The sequence below is a fragment of the Marinomonas sp. HM11-D genome, assembly GCF_057626615.1.
Genome location: NZ_JBMMKT010000005.1, coordinates 59,008 through 79,244 on the forward strand (window position 1 = coordinate 59,008; position 20,237 = coordinate 79,244).

At 47.3% G+C, this 20,237-nt stretch carries 16 protein-coding genes and 1 riboswitch; of the genes, 9 read left to right on the forward strand and 7 right to left on the reverse strand.

All coding sequences use genetic code 11. The annotated features are described in order from the left end of the window. Positions 1–19 precede the first annotated feature (19 nt). Positions 20–1,105, reverse strand: a complete 1,086-nt coding sequence (locus tag ACOSVP_RS08890; protein WP_487347145.1) for an ABC transporter substrate-binding protein — start codon at positions 1,103–1,105, stop codon at positions 20–22. Between the two features lie 203 nt (positions 1,106–1,308). Here ACOSVP_RS08890 and ACOSVP_RS08895 point away from each other — a divergent pair, with 203 nt between their 5' ends. From ACOSVP_RS08895 to ACOSVP_RS08910, 4 genes are read left to right on the forward strand one after another with little or no spacing between them, the layout of a single operon-like run. Beyond that, positions 1,309–2,364 carry a FecCD family ABC transporter permease gene (locus ACOSVP_RS08895; RefSeq protein ID WP_487347146.1) on the forward strand — a complete coding sequence of 352 codons (1,056 nt, stop codon included), beginning with the start codon at positions 1,309–1,311 and terminating at the stop codon, positions 2,362–2,364. Between the two features lie 2 nt (positions 2,365–2,366). Then, the gene (locus ACOSVP_RS08900; protein ID WP_487347147.1) at positions 2,367–3,197 is read left to right on the forward strand and encodes an ABC transporter ATP-binding protein; all 831 of its coding nucleotides are present in this window, start codon (positions 2,367–2,369) and stop codon (positions 3,195–3,197) included. Continuing rightward, positions 3,190–3,630 carry a plastocyanin/azurin family copper-binding protein gene (locus ACOSVP_RS08905; protein WP_487347148.1) on the forward strand — a complete coding sequence of 147 codons (441 nt, stop codon included), beginning with the start codon at positions 3,190–3,192 and terminating at the stop codon, positions 3,628–3,630. The genes ACOSVP_RS08900 and ACOSVP_RS08905 overlap by 8 nt, the downstream gene beginning before the upstream one ends. 9 nt (positions 3,631–3,639) lie before the next feature. Continuing rightward, a complete protein-coding gene (locus ACOSVP_RS08910; RefSeq protein WP_487347149.1) occupies positions 3,640–4,863 on the forward strand; it encodes an MDR family MFS transporter in 1,224 nt (407 codons plus the stop codon). A 34-nt stretch (positions 4,864–4,897) separates the two neighbouring features. Here the strand turns inward: ACOSVP_RS08910 and ACOSVP_RS08915 are convergent, their stop codons facing one another. From ACOSVP_RS08915 to ACOSVP_RS08930, 4 genes are all read right to left on the reverse strand, one after another. Next, complete coding sequence (locus ACOSVP_RS08915) at positions 4,898–5,467, reverse strand: porin family protein (RefSeq protein ID WP_487347150.1); 570 nt, start codon at positions 5,465–5,467, stop codon at positions 4,898–4,900. A 248-nt stretch (positions 5,468–5,715) separates the two neighbouring features. Then, on the reverse strand, positions 5,716–6,324 hold the full coding sequence (locus ACOSVP_RS08920) for an OmpW/AlkL family protein (RefSeq protein WP_487347151.1): 609 nt from the start codon (positions 6,322–6,324) through the stop codon (positions 5,716–5,718). A 281-nt stretch (positions 6,325–6,605) separates the two neighbouring features. Beyond that, the gene (gene mdoH / locus ACOSVP_RS08925; RefSeq protein WP_487347152.1) at positions 6,606–8,750 is read right to left on the reverse strand and encodes a glucans biosynthesis glucosyltransferase MdoH; all 2,145 of its coding nucleotides are present in this window, start codon (positions 8,748–8,750) and stop codon (positions 6,606–6,608) included. After that, on the reverse strand, positions 8,750–10,315 hold the full coding sequence (locus ACOSVP_RS08930; RefSeq protein WP_487347153.1) for a glucan biosynthesis protein G: 1,566 nt from the start codon (positions 10,313–10,315) through the stop codon (positions 8,750–8,752). Before ACOSVP_RS08930 ends, mdoH begins: the two co-directional genes overlap by 1 nt. A gap of 309 nt (positions 10,316–10,624) precedes the next feature. On the opposite strand from ACOSVP_RS08930, the gene ACOSVP_RS08935 reads away from it, so the two are divergent. Continuing rightward, entirely contained in the window at positions 10,625–11,206 is a 582-nt protein-coding gene (locus ACOSVP_RS08935; protein WP_487347154.1) for an NnrU family protein, read from the forward strand. A gap of 61 nt (positions 11,207–11,267) precedes the next feature. Here ACOSVP_RS08935 and ACOSVP_RS08940 read toward each other — a convergent pair whose 3' ends face one another. Then, on the reverse strand, positions 11,268–13,175 hold the full coding sequence (locus tag ACOSVP_RS08940) for a methyl-accepting chemotaxis protein (RefSeq protein ID WP_487347155.1): 1,908 nt from the start codon (positions 13,173–13,175) through the stop codon (positions 11,268–11,270). Positions 13,176–13,354: 179 nt separating this feature from the next. Here ACOSVP_RS08940 and ACOSVP_RS08945 point away from each other — a divergent pair, with 179 nt between their 5' ends. Then, on the forward strand, positions 13,355–14,446 hold the full coding sequence (locus tag ACOSVP_RS08945; protein ID WP_487347156.1) for an FUSC family protein: 1,092 nt from the start codon (positions 13,355–13,357) through the stop codon (positions 14,444–14,446). 34 nt (positions 14,447–14,480) lie between these two features. After that, positions 14,481–14,675, forward strand: a riboswitch (cobalamin riboswitch). Positions 14,676–14,717: 42 nt separating this feature from the next. After that, the gene (locus ACOSVP_RS08950; protein ID WP_487347157.1) at positions 14,718–15,395 is read left to right on the forward strand and encodes an energy-coupling factor ABC transporter permease; all 678 of its coding nucleotides are present in this window, start codon (positions 14,718–14,720) and stop codon (positions 15,393–15,395) included. A 43-nt stretch (positions 15,396–15,438) separates the two neighbouring features. On the opposite strand, the gene ACOSVP_RS08955 is transcribed toward ACOSVP_RS08950, so the two are convergent. Then, entirely contained in the window at positions 15,439–16,326 is an 888-nt protein-coding gene (locus ACOSVP_RS08955) for a LysR family transcriptional regulator (protein ID WP_487347413.1), read from the reverse strand. A 98-nt stretch (positions 16,327–16,424) separates the two neighbouring features. Here ACOSVP_RS08955 and ACOSVP_RS08960 point away from each other — a divergent pair, with 98 nt between their 5' ends. Together ACOSVP_RS08960 and ACOSVP_RS08965 are read left to right on the forward strand one after the other, a co-directional pair. Beyond that, the gene (locus tag ACOSVP_RS08960; RefSeq protein WP_487347158.1) at positions 16,425–17,642 is read left to right on the forward strand and encodes an MFS transporter; all 1,218 of its coding nucleotides are present in this window, start codon (positions 16,425–16,427) and stop codon (positions 17,640–17,642) included. Between the two features lie 183 nt (positions 17,643–17,825). After that, the gene (locus ACOSVP_RS08965; RefSeq protein WP_487347159.1) at positions 17,826–20,225 is read left to right on the forward strand and encodes a putative bifunctional diguanylate cyclase/phosphodiesterase; all 2,400 of its coding nucleotides are present in this window, start codon (positions 17,826–17,828) and stop codon (positions 20,223–20,225) included. The last annotated feature ends 12 nt before the right edge of the window (positions 20,226–20,237 follow it).

The following is a 20,237-nucleotide window of genomic DNA, read 5'->3' on the forward strand; positions in this document are numbered from 1 at the left end:
TGCTCAGCGCGTTTAGGTTTTATTGACCTAATACAAACGTGCCACTTGGTGTAACAGGCAAATACTTTTGGTAAAACTCAAGGTAAGCCGCTTGCGGGTCTAGATCTTTGAAAAGCTCTGGATATAGGGCCTTGGCATAAAATTGAATCATGGCGCCATCCAAGATGGAACGTACCGCGCCATGGTAGGCGGCATACATGCGATCATTTTGCACCGCATTGAGAGACGACCAACCAGTACGTTGCTCAAAGCCCTCTAAACGTTGCTGTGCTTGTTCTTTACTAACGTTCTGACCCATGAGCATACCATCATCACTGGTGCTGCTTTCGTAACCGGTCATCACGATCACATCAGGATTGGCGGCGAGAATTTGTTCAGGGTTCAGCTTGCCCCACCATTCTACGTATGGCGCAGAAATGTTATCGCCACCGGCCATGGTAGAGATGGCGCCCCACATGTTCTTACCGAAGGTGTAGCCCACTTCATTGACACCCGCCGCGCCGTATTCCGTGTAGACCGTAGGTTTCGGTAAATTGGCTTGTTCAAGGCGGGTTTGAATCATCTGCAAGTTTTGCGTGTATTCATCGGCGATGGTCTTCGCGCGCGCTTCTTGACCGGTGATAACGCCGATAATCTCGGTACTTTTCACATGGCGCTCAAGGGTTTGTGCATTGTAATCCACCACGACCACGGGAATGCCAGCCGCTTCAAGACGCTCAACATCACTGCCCAGGCCCTTATATTGCCAGTCCGCCAGCATAATCAAATCAGGATTTAAGCTGATGACTTTTTCAACTGAGAAGGTTTTCGTATCAACGCGGCCAATGCCTGGGATCTCATCTAGAGAAGGGCGGTGCGCAACGTACATGTCCCAATTGGCAGGGCGTGCTTGCCAGATGTATTTGGACATGCCTACCACATGGTCGTAAGCCGCCTCGGTGCCAATGGCCATGTAATCTTCTGGGTAAAAACCGACTATCACGCGCTGCGCAGGCGCATCAAAGGTGATTTGGCGGTCCAGCACATCGGTAAGGGTGACATCTTGGGCAAAGCTAAGCCCCGTTGCAAAAACAAGAGACGTTAAGGCCGCAATTTTAGGCAGCATAGAATTTTCCTAAGTGAAGTCGATAATATCAGGTCCGTTGAGCCATTATTCGCAATAAATCCTTGTGAGCTATTCTACAGTTACATAAAATGATTGTGCAAATCATTATCATTCGCCGATATGTGTAAGCATTATGCATAGCGTTACAAACAACCTTTTGCCAAGGTCATGCTTGGCATATTTGTGATTTAGACCCACTGTTCATGCAAACTTCTACTATGATCGCTGAGGCGCTCGAAACCCAGCGACGTCACGAAAAGCGCCGCTGGCTTGTGTTGGCGGCACTACTGTCTTTTCTGCTATTGTCCTTCATCTTCGACATTGCCACAGGCCCATCCATGTTGAGCCTTCAAGATGTGGTGCATGCGCTATTAAATTGGCTTGGCTTGCCCGTTGAAGTGGCACGCACCACTGAAGTGATCGTTACCAACTTACGCTTACCTATTGCTCTGATGGCGCTGATCGTCGGCGGTTCGCTGGGGGTGGGTGGAGCGGAAATGCAAACGCTACTGAATAACCCGATGGCGAGTCCTTATACCTTGGGCATGGCTGCGGCGGCGGGCTTTGGTGCAGCCTTGATGCTGTATGTTGGTTCATTGGGCTTGAACTCACAAATTGCCGTGCCAATTGGCGCCTTTATCTGTTGTATGCTCTCGGCAAGCTTATTGTTTGGCTTGGCGATGATGCGACATATTTCCTCGGGCCAGCTTATTTTGGCGGGTATCGCCTTGCTGTTCTTGTTCCAGTCATTGTTGTCATTGGTGCAATTTGTCTCGTCACCTGAACTGAGCCAGCAGATTCTGTTTTGGCTGTTTGGTAGCTTGACTAAGGCGACCTGGACCAATGTGTCGATTACGGCGCTGGTCACAGGCGTTTGTGTGCTGATCTTGATGAAGGATGCCTGGAAGCTGACGGCGTTACGTTTAGGGGAAGAACGCGCTAAAAGCCTTGGCGTAAATGTCACCCGCTTGCGTTTAAAAACCCTAATTCTAGTGGCAATTATGACCGCCACTGCCACCAGCTTTGTCGGTATCATTGGCTTTATCGGCATTGTCGCGCCGAATATTGCGCGTATGTTGGTGGGCGAAGATCAGCGTTACTTTTTGCCACTGTCGTTTATTGTTGGTGCCTTTCTGTTATCCAGTGCTTCGGTGCTGTCCAAAGTGATTGTTCCAGGCGCTTTGTTTCCGATTGGTATTGTTACCGCCATCATTGGGGTACCTTTCTTCTTTTGGCTAATTATCGGTAAGAGGCGCTAACCATGCTACAAGTTCGAGATATTTCTCTGGCCTACGATGATTTGGTGCTGGCCGATGACATGAGCTTTTCCCTCGAAGCGGGCAAAACCCATGTCATCATAGGTCCCAACGGTACTGGCAAAAGTACCTTGTTAAAGATGCTGTTTGGAGATGTACAGCCGCAAGCAGGGGAAGTGTTGTTTAACAACCAACGACTGAGCAAAGCGACTTTGCCCCAGTGGCGCAAGCAGTTTGGCTATATGCCGCAAGATATCCGCTTAGACGTTGGCTTGAGTGTGCTGGAAGTGGTCTTGCTTGGCCAGTTGAATGCTTTGTCGTTGAAACTCGGCGATAGTTTGCTAGAAGAAGCCCTGCAAGCGTTGGATCAGATTGGCTTATTGCATCTGGCTAACCGCGATGTGCGAACCTTAAGTGGCGGTCAGTGTCAGATGATCTTGTTCGCCCAAGCGCTGATGCGCAAGCCAGAAATTTTGATGTTGGATGAGCCGGTTAGTGCGTTGGATCTGCACTTCCAGCAGGTCTTGTTAGATCATTTGGATCAGCAGACCAAGCAAAAGGGCTGGGTGTCGGTGATGATTCTGCATGACCTGAATTTAGCAGCGCAATACGCTGACAATCTATTGGTACTAAAAGGCGGTAAAGTGGTGGCGCAGGGCGCACCCAGTGCGGTGATTACCCCGCAAATGGTGGAGCAAGTCTACGGTGTCAAAGCGGACGTGCAATTAGACAGTTTTGGCGTGCCGTTTATTCGAACCCAAAGGCGCGCTGCCAAGGCTTTTTCAAATTTGAAAGCCTCACTAAATCAGCTTGAGACAGGAGCAGAATATGCTTAATAAAGGTGTCTACATACTGCTTGTGGCCCTTGCTGCAAGCACCACTGCATCGGCCAAAGATTGGCAAGTGCAGATGTTGAGCTTTGGTGAAAAGGGCCCCATGGTGTTTGAACCGGATTTTATTCAGGCACAAGTGGGCGATACCGTGACCTTCGTGCCGACACAGCCTGGCCATCATGTGCAGTCCTATGTCACTGCCGCGGGCCAAGAAGCTTGGGCATCAAAATATAACGAGACTTATCAAGTGACGCTGGAGCATGAGGGTGTCAATCTGTACTACTGTCCGCCCCATTTAATGATGGGCATGGTCGGGGTAATCCAAGTAGGTGATGCGATCAATAAAGACGTCATTGACGCCAAGTATCCTGAGCTGCGTGACAAAATCGCCCTTAATCCAGAACGTGTCGATCTGATTCTAGATAATCTGAAGTAACCCCTCCCTATGAATGCAAATCACTTTTTGGCCGATTGGCGTCAGCTGTCGGCCGCTAGTCGTGTCTTGGTCATTAACGGCTTTAGCTTCAATTTAGGTTTCTACATGCTGCTGCCGTATTTGGCAGATCACTTGCAACGTAATTTGGGTCTCAGCCCATGGCACGTAGGCTTGGTGATTGGTCTGCGTGTCTTAAGTCAGCAGGGCATGTTCCTGATTGGCGGTACATTGGGCGATTATTTAGGCTACAAGCGTTTGATTTTATTGGGTTGCTTGGTGCGTGTGGCGGGCTTTGCCTTATTAGGCTTGGCAGGCAATTTTCCCTTGTTACTGTTAGGAGCCTTCCTTACGGGTTTTGCCGGAGCATTATTTACCCCATCCAGTAATGCTTACTTAGCTTATGAAGCCCCAGATCAACTTCGACGTGACCGAATCTTTGCCATGCAAAATTGGACCAGTGAAGCTGGCATGTTCTTAGGCCCGTTACTGGGCATTGCTTTGCTGAGTTTTGAATTCGTTTGGGTCGGTGTCGGGGCGGCCAGTTTATTTATGCTGCTGTTTCTCGTGCAGTGGCGTTACTTGCCTGAGTTAGCGGAGCAGCAAAAACGTGGCGGTTCTGAAACACGCTTTTGGCAACAATGGCACAGCATGTTACGTAATAGCGCGTTTGTGAAATTTATCTGTTGTGCCTGTGCCTTCCATTTATTTTTTCACCAATTGTATTTGTCCTTACCTGATGAAGTGGCGTCGCGTCAGCTTAACTCAGAGGTGATTACTTGGGTGTTTATGACGTCTTCGATTATGGGTATCTTGCTGCAGCTGCCGATCAGCCGTTGGGTCGCCAATACCATTGGCAGTGCTAAGGCGATGGGGATGGGAATTTCCCTAATGGGTGGTTCCTACCTGATGTTTCTGATGGAGTTCAACCTTCTGGTTGGGCTGAATTTTGTTATCTATGCCATGGTGTTTAGCCTTGGCTCTATGCTGGTGTTGCCATTGCTAGGATCTTATGTGCCTAAGTTTTGTGATAAGTCGGAACTTGGTAGCTACTATGGTCTGTATTCTTGTATGGGGGGTATTGCGGCCTTTGTCGGCAATATTGGCGTGGGCGCCTTGTTATCCTGGCCCTCAGTGCCAAGAGAATGGATTTGGTTGGGCTTCGCGGTGATTGGCTGTGTCGCAGGATTCAGTCTTTATCGGCAGGTCTTGGTTTTGAATCAAAAAGCCCACTGATATCAGTGGGCTGTTGCTAGCTTTGTGAAAACGCTTAGAAGCGGTACTCAACACCGACGCTGGCTTGGTTAAAGTTAGTATCGAAATCTGTGTTTTCGTCCACATCATCCACACTTAACTCAGCGTCATACCAAGTGTATTGCGCATTCACCAGCAGCTGTTCAGACAATTTGAAGTTTAAGCCCGCGCCGGCAAACAGCGCTTCATCATCAGAGCTGCCACCTAAACCTGCCACAGAGTAGTCTGTGTCGTACCAAAGCTGACCTGCTTTAGCGAAAAACTCGATAGAATCGGTTAACGGCAAGATACCTTTGACAGCGGCACTGTAACCATCTGTTTTCGCATGGGCGATACCATCGCCATAGGAACCGAAGTCAGTGTAACCACCCTCAAGGGCGAAAAACTGGTTAAAGCGGTAACCCACTAATCCCTGCCAAACATCATTATTATCATCGAAGCCATCGTCACCATTTACTTTGAGATAGCCGTAGTTACCACCCACGTATAGACCACTGTCGTGAGTACTCCAATCCTGTGCTTGAGCAGCACCTGCAAAAGCTGTTAGGGCAAGGCTGCTGGCTAAAATCGGCATGACTTTTTTCATTGTATTACTCCTTGTGACCGTTTTGTTTGGAACCATTCCAGTGTTGTCCGTAAGTCTCAGGGAGTAAATACAGCAAGCTGTATCTCCATGTTTGCTGTGCGGTTGGTTCTGCTTGCGTGCTTGATGTTGTCAAACAGAGCACGAGTTTAAGAATTCTTTACGCTTGTTTTGGGCATAAAAAAAGCCCCGCTAGACATTCCCTATCCAGCGGGGCTCCTCAGTGGAGTACAGTTCGTTTGCGATTTCGCTTAGAAAGTGTAACCAACGCTTGCCATGAATGACACTGGATCGATGTCTAGTTCAGCAGACTTAACGCCGTCTAGTTTAACGTCAGTGTTGATGTCCATGTACCAAACCGAAGCGTTGATAAATAGGTTGTCAGTGATGTTAAAGTCCACACCCGCTTGCGCTGCAACACCAAATGAATCTTCTAGTTCTAGATCAACACCGGCAATCGCGCCTTCAGTTTTTTCATCAAAGAAGATTGTGTAGTTCAAACCAGCACCTACATATGGACGCACTGCGCTGTCAGCGTGACCGAAGTAGTACTGCACCATTAGTGATGGTGGCAGGTGAGACACTTCACCGATTTTACCAGCACCCGCTAGTGTTACATCGTGAGTGAAAGGTGTTGCCGCTAGAAGCTCCATACCGATGTTATCAGTGTACATGTAAGTCGCAGTTAGACCGATTTGTAGGTCGTTGCCAACGCCAAGATCTAGACCAGTGCTGCTTTCATCTGGCATTACATTGATTAGACCGCCACGAACAAACATATCGCCTGCTTCATGAGCCATTGCCAATGGTGCACTTACGATTGCTGCAGAAAGTAGAGCGATTTTAGTTACTGATTTCATATCGATGTCTCCTAGTGGATGCAAATAAGATGTGGCAACAATACGCTTCTAGCAAAAAAAAAAATTAACCTAGGTCAATTTTTGGGGGATGTGTGCGTTATATAAGATATTTTTATTAATCTATGTCATGAAAAGAGTAGGTGAAGAGTGCAAGAAGCGTAAAGTAATCGACTGGTGCGAGAATCTGGCGCGTAAGTTTCTATTTTGCTCAATGGTTTTTTAGCAAAGAGCTGACGCGAAAGAGAGAAAAAAGCCGCTATGACAAGCGGCTTTGGAAAAGATTAGACATACGCCTTTGAGCTGGCGTCGGAGATGTTCTCCGGTAAGAACTTACTGAGTCTTAAAAACAGCGAGCGGTATTTGATAATCGCTAAATGCTCCTGTTCATTAAGATGTGTCACCAATTCGTCAATGGTTTCACTGTTTTCAATTAGCCATGCAGCGCAGACTTTATGGCGATCAAGTTGTTGGCTTTCGTGCTCGGGTAATTGCGCCAGATGCCAAGTATAGAAATCGACATTCTCAATGTAAGCGCGTAGCGGCGTGTTGGGCAGCGTGGCTGTCTGCACATCAGACTGCGCTAATTTGCTTTCCAAACGCTGTACGATTTCTGAAGGTCGACGCTCTTCAGGGCCCTTTAGCAAACCAAGCTTGCGCACTAGGTTGCCACGTTTTGAACCACCACTTAACCAAGATAATGGAATTGAAAACACCAAACCAAAGGTAATCGGCAGTGACCAGTAGAACAGTTGTGGGCTTAGGTAATTGGCACTTAGCGCTAAAGCAATACCAAACAGTGTGTGGTAAATGTGTGCTCGTGCGGTTTCTTTCCACTTGTTGGCACCGTCATCGCGCGATTGCGGTTTCCAACCACTGTCGCGACCTTTCAGTACGTCCATCACCACAAGGAACTGTGAGAACATCAGAATCGGGGCGTATAGCGCCGATACTAAAATCTCTAGCAAGGTGTCCAGTGTTAGCATGATGGGACCACCAAACTTCCAGCACTGACGCCAATGTAGCAGCACACTTAACCAGCCATAAAGTTTCGGTGCTAACACCAACGCCATAGAAACGATAAACAGCGAACGTGCTTTCTCGAAGTCAAATACCGGCCAAGTTGGGAACAAGGACAGGTTGGTAAAGTATTCAGGGCGGACAAAGTGCGCCTGAACCGCAAGCGCGAAACCAACGGCAATCAAAGCAAACCAAAATACCGCGCTGAAATAGGAAAAGATCCCCGTCATCAAATGCATACGCGAGACGAAGTGCAGCCCTTTGGCATTGACGAAAGCTTTGTGCTGCAAGTTACCCTGACACCAACGACGATCTCGAACCATCACGTCAATCAATGATGGCGGCGCTTCTTCGTATGATGCTTCTAAGTCTGTATCAAAGCGAACGCCCCAACCCGCTCGGCGAAGTAGGGCGGCTTCAATAAAGTCATGGCTCATCACGTGACCGCCAAACGGCGCTTTACCTGGTAGGATTGGCAAACCACAGGCTTCAGCAAAAGCCTTGGTACGAATGATGGCGTTATGTCCCCAAAAGTTGGAGGCATTGCCATGCCAGGTGGTTAGACCAGCCGCATAAATCGGGCCAAAGCACTGGTTAGCAAACTGCTGAATGCGGCTATACAGGGTATCAGCACGGATAATGGTTGGCAGAGTCTGAATCAAACCGAGAGAAGGTTCTGCTGCCATGCGTCGTGACATAGACAACAAGCATTCTGCGCTCATTAAACTATCCGCATCGAGCACGATCATGCACTCGTAGTCATTACCAAATCGGGTGACCCACTCGGCAACGTTACCAGCTTTACGCTCTGCATTGTTCAAACGGCGGCGATAGTAGATAGGGCAACCAGCACTGTCTTGATTCAGAATAGGGTAGAAGGTGTGCTTCTCTTTAATGCTGTTTTCGGCACGGTTGGTATCGCTCAAAATGAAAAACGCAAATTTACCCGGTGCTTTTTCCATTAGATCTTCGTGCATCGCCTCAATGCTGGCACGGATACGCACAGGATCTTCGTTATAAACCGGCAGTAGGATGGCGGTCACGCCTTCAGCTTCGCTCTCTTTGCGTTTACGTTTAAACGGAGACAACTTAAACAGCAAGCCTAAAGTAGCTTGGGTGAAGGCAAACGAAATCCAAGTAAAGTTAATGCAGAACAGGGTTAAGAATAACCACTGTAACCAAGTAATATGGTTAGTGCTTAGCACTTCATACATTTCTTTGGCGCCATAAGCTGACATGCCTAAGGTCCCGAACAGGACAAATAGACGTGACAGCAGGGTCGTCATAAAGAAACTCTGATGTTGCTTTTTCGCCGCTTGACGAGCTTCGTTTACGTCATGACGAGGCATGTCCAGTGTGGCTTCATCGGGCAGAGCGTAAAGCCCAGATTTACGTGTTGTTTGTTTCATTATTCACCTAACCATCGGTATAACCAAGTCGCTGCCAGCGGTGTGTCATCCTGCTTGAGCTGGACACGTAATTCTGCGGAATCGGCATTACCAGGATCGAATGTCACAAATGCTCTAACCCCCTTTTCATAAGGGTTTGGAGTAATATGTGCTTCTAGTATTTGTCCCCTGCTGATGCTCGCATCTACTGTGATAGAACTGAGGTTCTCCACTTCGATGTTATCAAAGTCAATCACTACTTGAGCATGCTCTGAGGCCAGTTTCTGTCCTTTCGCACTGCGCACCACGTGTGCTTTACCTGACAAAACTGGCGTGTCATTGGTCAGTGTTAAACGATAAGAATAGTTGAAAGGCTCGTCTTTTTTCAGAGGTTGCGACGGTTGCCAGTAAGCCACGATATTATCGTTGGCTTCTGAGTTCGATGGGATTTCCACCAGCTCGACATGGCCTGGGCCCCAGTCATTAAGCGGTTTAACCCAAATCGATGGTCGTGACTGATAATTGGCCTCCAAGTCTTGGTAATCGCTAAAGTTGCGATTGCGCTGAACCAAACCAAAGCCCTGAGGGGAGTGATCCATAAAAGCACTGATTTGCAATGTCTCAGGGTTTTGTAGTGGACGCCATAGCATTTCACCGCGCCCTGTTTGAATTTGCAAACCTTCTGAGTCATGCACGGCGATACGATAGTCTTCGATTTCTGGGTAATCCAAGCTGCCATTAAACATATACATGGAGGTCAGTGGAGCTAAGCCGATATGAGCTAAGTCTCGGCGTGGGAACAAGGTCGCTTCCACATCGATTCGAGTAGGGGAGCCTGGGAAAATACCAAAACGGTAGGCACCAGTCACACTTTTACTATCCAAAAGCGCATGCACCACGATTGCTTGTTGTGTCGAAGACGGGCGCTCAATCCAGAAATGGCGGAACATTGGGAACTCTTCTCCGGTTGGCTGCGCCACATCCACCGCTAAACCTCTGGCTGATACACCGTAAACTTGTCCTTTCGACACCGCGCGAAAGTAGCTGGCTCCTTGAAAGACAATAAACTCATCTTTGTAATCGGCTTTATTGAGCGGGTAGTGCAGGCGTAGGCCAGCGAACTTACCTAAATCAGCAATCAGCTGATCGATTTCATCCGTAGGAGTGGTAAAGGAATCTTTGGTCGCCTCAATAGGAAACGCGCGCCCGCTTTCCACCGCATCAATTTCGACTAGGTCTTTGTAAAGAAAGCCTGGAGCAAATAGCTGAATAGAAAATTGTGTTGGCGATTTTCCCCAAACGGCTTGGTTCTGTTGAAAGTTAATTTTTCGATAGGTTTCGTAATCCAGGTTGTTGAGCGCTTCGGGAGCTCTTGCTGGCGCTTTCATGGGTGATTGCGCTAACTGTTGCGCTAGATCGATCACAGTTTGTCGACTAAAACTATAGCCAGCGTTTTCAGATGAGGCGTCTGCAACCACTTTAGTATTGGTCGGCTCTTGAGTCGGGACACTTTCTTCAGCCATCCCTTGGATAGGCAATGATAGAGCCGTCAGAAGCGGTAATGTAAACGTCGTAAATTTAAGCATAGAAAAATTAGATCTTTGTCCAACAGAAATTAAATTATGAGCCAAGCGATGAGTTTGCTTGAGGTTTATGGATCAGAATTAATGATAATGATTAATGCCTACAAGAGTGTGGTTTTGGTGTCGAGATTTTGCAAACAAAACGAAATATAGAGTAGTCGCATTCATAGATTGTAAAGACTGTATAATTGACTGAATAATATAGGAAATGCCACTGAAATATAGATGGCTCACACATCATTTTATGTTTCTGTGCACTGTTCCTGGGCAATAAAGTTAACGGCCTTCACAAAACTCGGATAGGAGAAACTCATGGCGCTGTTATTGGTTGGTTTGGTGTTATTTATCGGGATTCACTCGATCAGATTATTTGCGCCTGAATGGCGTGTATTTATGATGCAACAGCTCGGAAAAAGCAACTGGAAAATGCTACATGCAGCGGTGGCAATTGTCGGTTTATTAACCTTGATTATGGGTTATGGCTACGCCCGTTACAGTGCTGAGTGGTTATGGTACCCACCGGTGTGGACACGTCATATTGCGGCGCTATTAGTCTTGTTTGCTTTTATCTATATTGCCGCTGCGGCCATGCCTTATTCAAAGATCAAAGCGCGTGTCGGTTGCCCTATGGTGGTGGGGATTAAATTGTGGGCATTGGCTCATTTAATCAGTAATGGCACCAGCGCCGATGTGCTGTTATTTGGCTCATTTTTAGTGTGGGCGGTATTGAATTTTATTATTACTCGCCGTCGCTTTAAGGCCGAAGGCGTGAAGTTCGAAGCACCAGATTTCAAATACGATATCATCGCGCTGGTGGTCGGTGTGCTTGCTTATGCATTGGTCGCATTTTATTTGCATGGCTTGCTGATCGGCGTCGCACCGTTTGCTGTGTAAATGTGAATGAAACAAAAATGCCCAGTGTTTACTGGGCATTTTTGTTTCGGGCGAATGCTGATTAGCTTTTAAAGTAATGTACGTTCTCTTTTAACTCACTGGTTAACTGGGCCAATCGGCTAGCGGTCTCAGCGTTTTCATGGGCAAAGGTCACCATCTCTCGAGCGCCGTCATCCACTTCGCTGGTGTTCTCACTAATGCCTTTGCTGACACTGGTTTGCTCTTCTGTGGCGCTGGCAATTTGTGTCGCACGGTCGCTGATGCTGGTGATCAGGCGTTTAATTTCGTCAAAGCTTTCGCGAGCGGTATGGATGTCTTGCACACTGCGTTCTGCCTGTTCATGGCTACGCTGGATTTGTGTGACCGCATTGCCACTACTGTGTTGGAGGTTCTCGATCATCTTTTGAATTTCTTCAATCGAGCTGTAGGTGCGTTGACTCAGCACACGTACTTCGTCTGCGACCACGGCAAAACCTCGGCCTTGTTCACCGGCACGGGCCGCTTCAATGGCAGCGTTTAACGCTAATAAGTTCGTTTGTTCGGCGATATCTGAAATGGTGTTCAAAATAGAATTAATGTTTTCCGCATCTTGGCTAACGCGTTGAATCACCTCTGACACCGAGCTGACGTCCGTTGCCAACTGCTGAATACTACGTTGGCTGGCATCGATTTGTGCTTGTCCAAATTCACTTGAGGACACGGCATTGTCGGCATTGTGGGCAGTGTCTAGGGCATTATCGGCGATCTCTTGAGTCGCTTGGGCCATTTCATTGACTGCTGTCGCCACCATGGTGATGCTGTTTTGTTGAGCTTGCAGGCGGTCGTGGCTATGGCTAGAGGTCGAATCAATGGACTTGGCTTGTTGCGAGAGCTGACCTTCAATTGCCTTAATGTTATTGATGGTGCCTTGTAAGCGTTCGACGAACTGGTTGAAGGCATTGACCAGCTCGGCCACTTCGTCTTTGCTGTGGTTTGTCAGTCGTGCGGTTAAATCACCATCACCATGGGCGATGTCCTGCAAGCGCGAGGTTACGTTTTTCAGATCCTTTAACAACCATTGCGAGACTTTGAAAACAAGTAGGGCAATCACGACCAGTAGAATGGCGACAAATAAAAAGGCGGAAGTAGCGAATTCTTTGATCGGTGCCATTAAGGTGGCTTTATCCATCACCAAAGCCAGGACCCAATTAGTTTTGCCAAGTTCTTGTAGGTATAAGTATTTAGCTACTCCGTTGGCATTAATTTCCTTATACACAGAGCCATTCAGGGCTTGGCTTACGTCCCCAGCGCTAATCTGATAAGTTGACTCAGCGATGTTCTTTTGGATCAGTGATTTATCATGATGCGCCAGAATTTCACCAGAGTGCCCCAACAAAATTAGCTCCCCTTGGCCCAATACTTTGAGCTCCAATAAGCGATTCAATAGGTCATCAAGGAACACCAAACCGCCGATGGCACCGATAAACTTACCATTCACTACCACAGGCTCGACAAAGGTCATTGACAGTTGTTGTGTTGAGGCAGAGACATAGGGGGCGGTCACATAGGTCTGTTGTGTGGCCTTGGCATCCTTGTACCAAGAGCGCACACGTGGGTCATAATCGGCACTGTTTAAGCTTGGATCATGACGATACATGTGGCCATTTTCGAGGCCTAGAAAAGTCATACCAAAACCAAGGCTGGCTTGTGCTTGCTGAAGAATGGCTAAGATTTCTGCTTCATTTTCTGTGCCTTGATTTAATGAGGCCTCGAGGTGGAGGCGCACCGTCGCCATGGTTTGTTCGCGATCGTTGTACCAATTACTAAGGTAAACATTGATGGCGGAAGCCTGCGAGGCGGATTCTGATTGAATGCTGTTTTGGCTGGTGCTATTAAACTTGCTAAAGGCTAGCCAAGCGACGGCGACGCTAACCAGTAGTGTCGCAAGAATGCTTTGAAGGGTGATTTTACTCTGCAACGAGAGACTCATGTTGTATTCCTTTTTTCTAATGTCCTTAGACCTGGGTGATATACTATGAACACTCGGTATCTTTTCCTAAGGTACAAAACTTAACAATCTAGTCAATCAGTTATAGCAACTAATGATGGCAAAGTTATTAACGTAAGCGAGCGTTAGTAAATATTTATTTTCTACGAGGCGTATGAACAGTGAGTTTCAAATCGGCTTTTAAAGGATTGTTTGCTCTGAATAATGTGAGTCGGCCATGGCATTTACCGGTCGCAGCAGGCATTACTATTGGTGCGCCAGCGGTATTAGGGGCGTTAACGGACACCTTTGCTGAAGCCATGATTGCAAGCTTAGGTTCGATGGTGTTTTTGTACATGAGTCCCACGCGGACCTCATCCCGCATGCTGACCATGATTCTGTGTACCTTTGGCTTTATGGCCTGTTTGACGTTAGCGACATTGGCGGTTTCGGTGCCTGGTTTGGCGCCCTTTGCCTTGTTTGTGATTGCCTTTACGGTCATTGTCATTACCCGTTATTACCGCCTGCCACCTCCTGGTAGTTTCTTTTTTATTTTGGCTTCTTGTATTGCTATGGCAATGCCGTTTGATATGGCTGCCACGCCTGAGCGGGTTGGCTTGATTGCCATAGGTGGCATGTGGGCCGTGTTGATGGCGTTTATTTACAGCCTATTAACGGGTGCTCATAAAACCGTGACTGAGCCAGTACAAGTGGATGAGCGTGTTAATGCGATTATCTTAGAAGCACTGTTTTTAAGCCTATGTATCGCTGGTTCCTATGGTTTTGCCTTATTGCTGGAATTAAGTAACCCCTATTGGGTGCCAATTTCCTGTGCCGCGATTTTGCAAGGGGCGACCTTCCGCATGGTGTGGCACCGTAATGTGCATCGTATTGCAGGTACGGTTATCGGTATGTTCTTGGCCAGTGCGATTTTCTCATTTCATCCTTCGGCGTTGGTATTGGCTCTTTGTGTCTGCGTGCTGCAAACCATTGTGGAAATGTTGATCGTTAAAAACTACGGCCTCGCGGTGATATTTATTACGCCACTAACCGTCATTATGGCGGAGATTACCTCGAGTGGTGTGGATGCGACTTTATTATTGGAGCATCGCCTAATCGATATCGTGCTCGGCAGTGTGCTGGGTTTTATCGGTGGCACCATCTTTCATCGCACCGACTTCTTCCGTGATCTTGAGCAAAAAATGGGGCGTCGTAACCGCTTATCAGAACTGTTGTTTGCGCGCTCAGATGAATCAAATAAAGGAGATCATTAACTCCACTCAGTTCTATTCTTATTGGCTTGCTGTTACAGTTCGCTCGTTGAACGGTGCTTCTTATGAAGTGAAACGGGAAATAGGGAGTTGGCTAATGCCAATGATCCTATACTGCCCCCGCAACGGTAGGTAACAGCAAGGATTGCACAGTCGTTTTTCACTATCTTATATGGGAAGGAAGCGATAAGCGTTACCGAGTCCGGAGACCGGCCATTCAGCTTAGTTGCTCATCTCATACGGGTGGTATGAATAAACGATAAGGAGGCACACTGTGCACATCGAACCAGGCGTTGTTACCGGCGCAAAGCTAGGACTTAGTTACGCAACCGCAATATTGGCTTTTGGCCTTGTGGCGAAATCCTCTCTAGACACCATTAAAAAAGACGGTCTGACCAGTCTATTAATGCGTGCTGTCATGTCGACATTACTTGTTTTCATCTTCTTCGAAGTCTTTCCGAAGCAGCCTGTGGGCGTTTCGGAAGTACACTTTATTCTTGGTTCAACATTGTTTTTAGTCTTTGGTCCCGCTGCGGCGGCCATGGGCTTAAGTGCGGGTCTACTCGTGCAAGGTATCTTTTTTGCGCCATTTGATTTGCCGCAATACGGTATGAATGTGACGACTTTGTTGTTACCGCTGTTTGCTATGTCTGCGGTGGCGCGTCGTACCATCTCTGAGCGCACGGCGTATGTGGACATTCAATACAGTCAAGCGCTACGCCTGTCTTTGACTTACCAAGGCGGTATTATTGCTTGGGTTGCTTTCTGGGCGTTTTACGGTCAAGGCCTTGGCGTGGAAAACCTTAGCTCAGTGGCAACCTTTGGCATGGCGTACCTCAGTGTGGTGTTGCTTGAGCCGCTGTTTGACTTGGGGATTCTGGCGGGGGCGAAGGCCTTCAAACGCCTGCAAGGCACCCCTTGGGTGGAAGCTCGTTTGTACCAAGCCAAATAGCCATCCGCTCTATCTGCTTTGACGTTAGCAAAAGCCAGCTTGATTAAGCTGGCTTTTTTCGTTCCGTTTCATCGATAACAAACTGAAGAAAGGCTTGATTGGCTTTGGATAAATAACCATCTTTGCGCCACGCAATATTGATATCGAGCCAAATATCTTCCGCAAAGGGGCGTGTTACCAGCCCATCGTCCTCTTCAATCACCATGCCTAGCAGCGTTGAGATACCAAAACCATTCTTCACAATAGATTTGATTAAAGGGATCAGGTTGGTTTCAAAACCAAAGTTGGGTTTGATGCCTTGTTGCTGGGCTAAGCGGTCAATGACGCGACGATGGAAATAACCCTCTTTGAACATCACCAGCTCTTCCTTAAAAAACAGCTCCGGTGGAATGCTCTCTAGTTCGACAAAAGGGTGCTCCTTGGCCACGGTCACCAGCATTTGTTCTTTGATTAGAGCGCGAGTTTCTAATAACTCGCTCGGCGTTTCCGCCACAATGACACTTAAGTCGATCTCACCGCTTTCGAGCATTTGTTGTAGCTTCCAAGTGCCGCCTTCGATCACTTGAAGCGTGAGGTTAGGGTAACGATGGCGAAATGCCATCAGAATCGGTGGGAAGTAGTAAGACCCCAGCATACTGGGAATGCCGACACGCACCTCGCCACGGCTTAAACCGCTAAGTTCTTGCATGGCGAGTTCCGTTTCATCGGCTTGTTGGATCAGGCGCTTGCCGTGTTCGAGTAGCACGTGGCCTTCGTCAGTGAGGCTGATTTGGCGATCGTGACGATGAAACAGCTTAACTCCGAGATCTTGCTCTAACTTCTTAATCGACATGCTGATCGCTGGCTGAGCGATGTGCAGCTGCTCGGCCGCACGGGTAAAGCTAAGCTCGTTGGCGACGGTGATAAAGTAGCGAAGCGGCTTTATTTCTATCAAAGTTTCTTATCCAATCTATAATTTATATATATTTTATTGATAAAAAGTCTGAGCGTATAGTTTCTTCATTATTGATTCAGACTGGAGTATCCAAAGTGATTGAAACTGGTGGTTGGGCCTTTTGGCGCGGTACCCTTGCATTAATTATTGGCTCTTTTATGGTGTTTGCAAACGTCTATGTGACGCAGCCACTGTTACCAATGATTGCGCGGGATTTCGCCATCAATGAGCTGCAGGCGGCGAGTAGCTTTACCATCACCACGTTAACGCTTGGCTTATCCTTATTATTTTATGGCCCACTGTCGGATGCTTTAGGGCGTAAGAAAATCATGGTGATGACCCTGTTTGGTGTCACCTTAACCACTTTTGCCTTAAGTTTTGCCAGTGATTACAGTTCGCTGCTGTTCTTAAGAGCGTTGCAAGGCTTTTTCTTAGCGGGATTACCGGCCATTGCGGTGGCCTATTTAGGGGATGAATACAGCCCTCATGCTATGGCCATTGCGGTGGGGTTGTACATCAGTGGCAATACGCTGGGCGGCATCGGCGGCCGCTTGATCGGTGGCTTTATCGGTGAGTGGCAAGGACCTTCGGCAGCGTTTCTGACCATGGCTGTGGTCAGCCTTATTTGCTTTGCGCTGTTCTGGGTGTTATTGCCAAACTCTCGTCATTTTGAAGCGAAGCGCTTTCGTGTGCAGACCCTTGCCACCAATGTCTCGATGCATTTGCGCAATCCGCTGTTGCTGATGTGTTATTTAATCGGTGGTTTTAACTTCTTTATTTTTATTAACCAATACAGCTACATCACCTTTGTCCTGGAAGAGGCGCCGTATTCGTTGTCGGCAAAATACGTCAGCTTACTGTTTTTAACCTATTTAAGCGGCACCGTTGGCTCAGCGTTTTCAGGTAAGTTGGCTACGCGTATGTCACAACCGCGCATAATGTCTCTGGGCACAGGGATTGTGATGCTGGGTTCTTTGGTGACGCTGCAATCATCCTTGCTGGCGATTATTGTCGGTTTATTTATCAACTGTTTTGGCTTTTTCTTATGTCACTCTACAGCCAGTAGTTTTGTTAGCAAAAACGCTAAGCAGGCTAAAGCCAGTGCGTCCTCGCTCTATCTGGTGTTTTATTACTTGGGCGCGAGCATCGGTGGCTTTTACCTTGACCCATTTTGGCAAATGGGGGGATGGTCAGCGGTAGTAATGGGATCTTGGGTAGTGCTAGGGGGCGTCTTTATGGTGACCTTATTATTGGCTAGGAGGCATTCCTCGCATTTAGCCAATGGCTTAAATTCGGCTGTTTCGAGCATCTAATAGCTTTTATAAAACCAATGAGTTATTGAAAGTCTTGATATCTGCCGGAGGATGAGATTTGTCAGGTGGGCGGAGTTTTCATACGTAGATGAACCCTGTATAGTCATCGGATGATTTGCTATAGCATTTGTATGGGGCAGGTGCTTTATATTGTCGTCATCGAGACTGAGCAGTAGGGTAATAATGGTATCAGCGCTTAATCGATCTCTGTACATTAAACAGTCTATTGCAACACTGTTGTTGGCAATTATTCTGAGTGTCGTACTCAGTTTCTTTCAGGCTTATCAAAGTATCCAACAAGAACCCTACCGAATTCAAAAGGAGTTCAACGATACTTTATCGATTGTTGAGCGTCCGTTAGCCCAAGCATTATTTCGCTTAGATAGCGTCTTTGCACAACAGCAGGCAGAGAGTTTGCTTTACAATCCTGCCATTCATAAAGTGACCATCTATGATGAAAATGGTCATGTTTTCGCCCAAGCTAGTGCCCCTTTTATTGAGCCATCGTTAAGCAGCGATGTTGCTAATTACCTTATCAAAGATACTTTGGCTGTTTCACGGCAATTGAACTTTAGCGGTATTGAGATCTCTCTTGGTCAAGTGGATTTAGAGTTGGATCGACGTTATTTGGTAGAGCAGGTCATTCGCTTCAATAGCCAGCTGTTTGTTCAAAATCTCATGAAAGACGTGTTACTGGCGTCGATTTTATCCCTGTTGTTCTACGTCATGGTGACTCGTCCGTTAAAACAACTGACTTGGTCCTTAACACGCTTGGACAATAACCGTGCAGTCTCCGTTCCTGCGGCATTTGATAAGCACCATCAAAATGATGAACTGGGGCGACTCAAAGGTACTTTTAATGAATTATGGCTGCGCTTAAGTAAAGCGCTAGATGCCTTAGAGCGTAGTCATCAGCATTCTAAAGCCATGATTAGCCATGCGGCAGATGGCATCATAGTGCTGGATCAAAGCTACAATATTCGTGTGGTCAATGAAGCTGCGGAAAAATTAGTGAATATGCAAGCTGAAGCACTCGCGGATCAGCCTTTGACCCAGCTTCCAGGCGGCAGTTTCTGGGCGTCTTTACAGTTGTCATTGCAGGATTTGGCCGTTGATCAGGTGATGACGGCGGAAACCACCTTGTCCAACCATAAGGGGTTGGTGCCAGTTGAAATACGTATCAACAAATATGTGGTGCAGGGTGAAACCGAAGTGGTGCTGCTGATGCGCGATTTATCCGAGCGTAAAGAAGCGCAACAACGTATTAACCGTCTTTCCTACTATGACTCGTTAACCCGTCTGCCGAACCGAGCTCTAATGATCGATCATCTGCAAAAAGCCATGGATGAAATGGAGTCTGGGCGTTTTGGTGTCTTGATTATTCTCGACCTTGACCGATTCAAAACCATCAATGATGCTTTAGGTCATAACGTCGGTGATCAGCTGCTTTTAGAAGTCGTCGACTCATTAGTGCCTTTGGTACCACCGGACACAACGTTCGCACGCATGGGCGGGGATGAATTTGTCTTTTTGTGGGGCAATGTTCGCGGCTCAATGAATGAAAACAACGTGGCAGTGGTGAACTTTATGCAGCGCATTTTAAGGGAGTGCGCGGAAGTAAAGCATGTGGAAGGCCATGACTTACACGTTACTGGCAGTATGGGCGTGTCTTTCTTTAATGGCTCGGAAGAGTCGACGGCGACTGTGTTGCGCCAAGCGGATACGGCCTTGTACAAAGCCAAAGAGCTGGGCCGTAATACCTTTGCCTTTTTCCAAGAGGACATGCAGTCACTGTCCGATGCCCGCTTGCAAATGGAAAAGTCCCTCTATCGCGCGCTAAAAGAAAGTGAATTTGAGGTCTACTACCAACCTCAAAACAACCAACATGGTGAAGTGATTGGCGCAGAAGCCTTACTGCGTTGGAATGATCGTGAGCGTGGTTTTGTGCCACCGATGGAATTTATCCCGATCGCAGAGGACATCGGTTTGATTCATGAGTTAGGACGTTTTGTATTACAGCAAACGACCCAGCAAGTGGCGAGCTGGCATCAACAAGGCTTATGGCAAAACAACTGGCGCATATCCATTAACGTTAGCCCGATGCAGTTTTCTTACTCGAATTTGTTACAGGATATTGCTGAGGCATTGAGAGAGAGCGAAATGCCAGCCACTATGATGGACATTGAAATCACGGAAACGGCTTTGATGTCGGATCTTGAGCGTGCCCTAAATATTATGGAGCAAATTCGTGAACTGGGTATCAGCTTATCGATTGATGATTTCGGTACCGGTTATTCCTCGTTGAAATATTTAAAAGATCTGCCCATTGATCGCTTGAAGATTGATCAGTCCTTTGTACGTGACCTGATTACCGATAAAGATGATTACGCCATTGTGCTGGCAATCATTGCCATGGCCAACGCTTTGTCATTGAAGGTTCTCGCGGAAGGTGTTGAAACCGAAGAACATTTTAAACAGTTGCAGCAAATGGGTTGTTCAACTTATCAAGGTTATTATTTTGGTAGACCTTGTAATGCTTCCGATTTTGCCCAGAGATTTTTAAAGGCAAGCCACATGGCTTGACCTAACCAACAC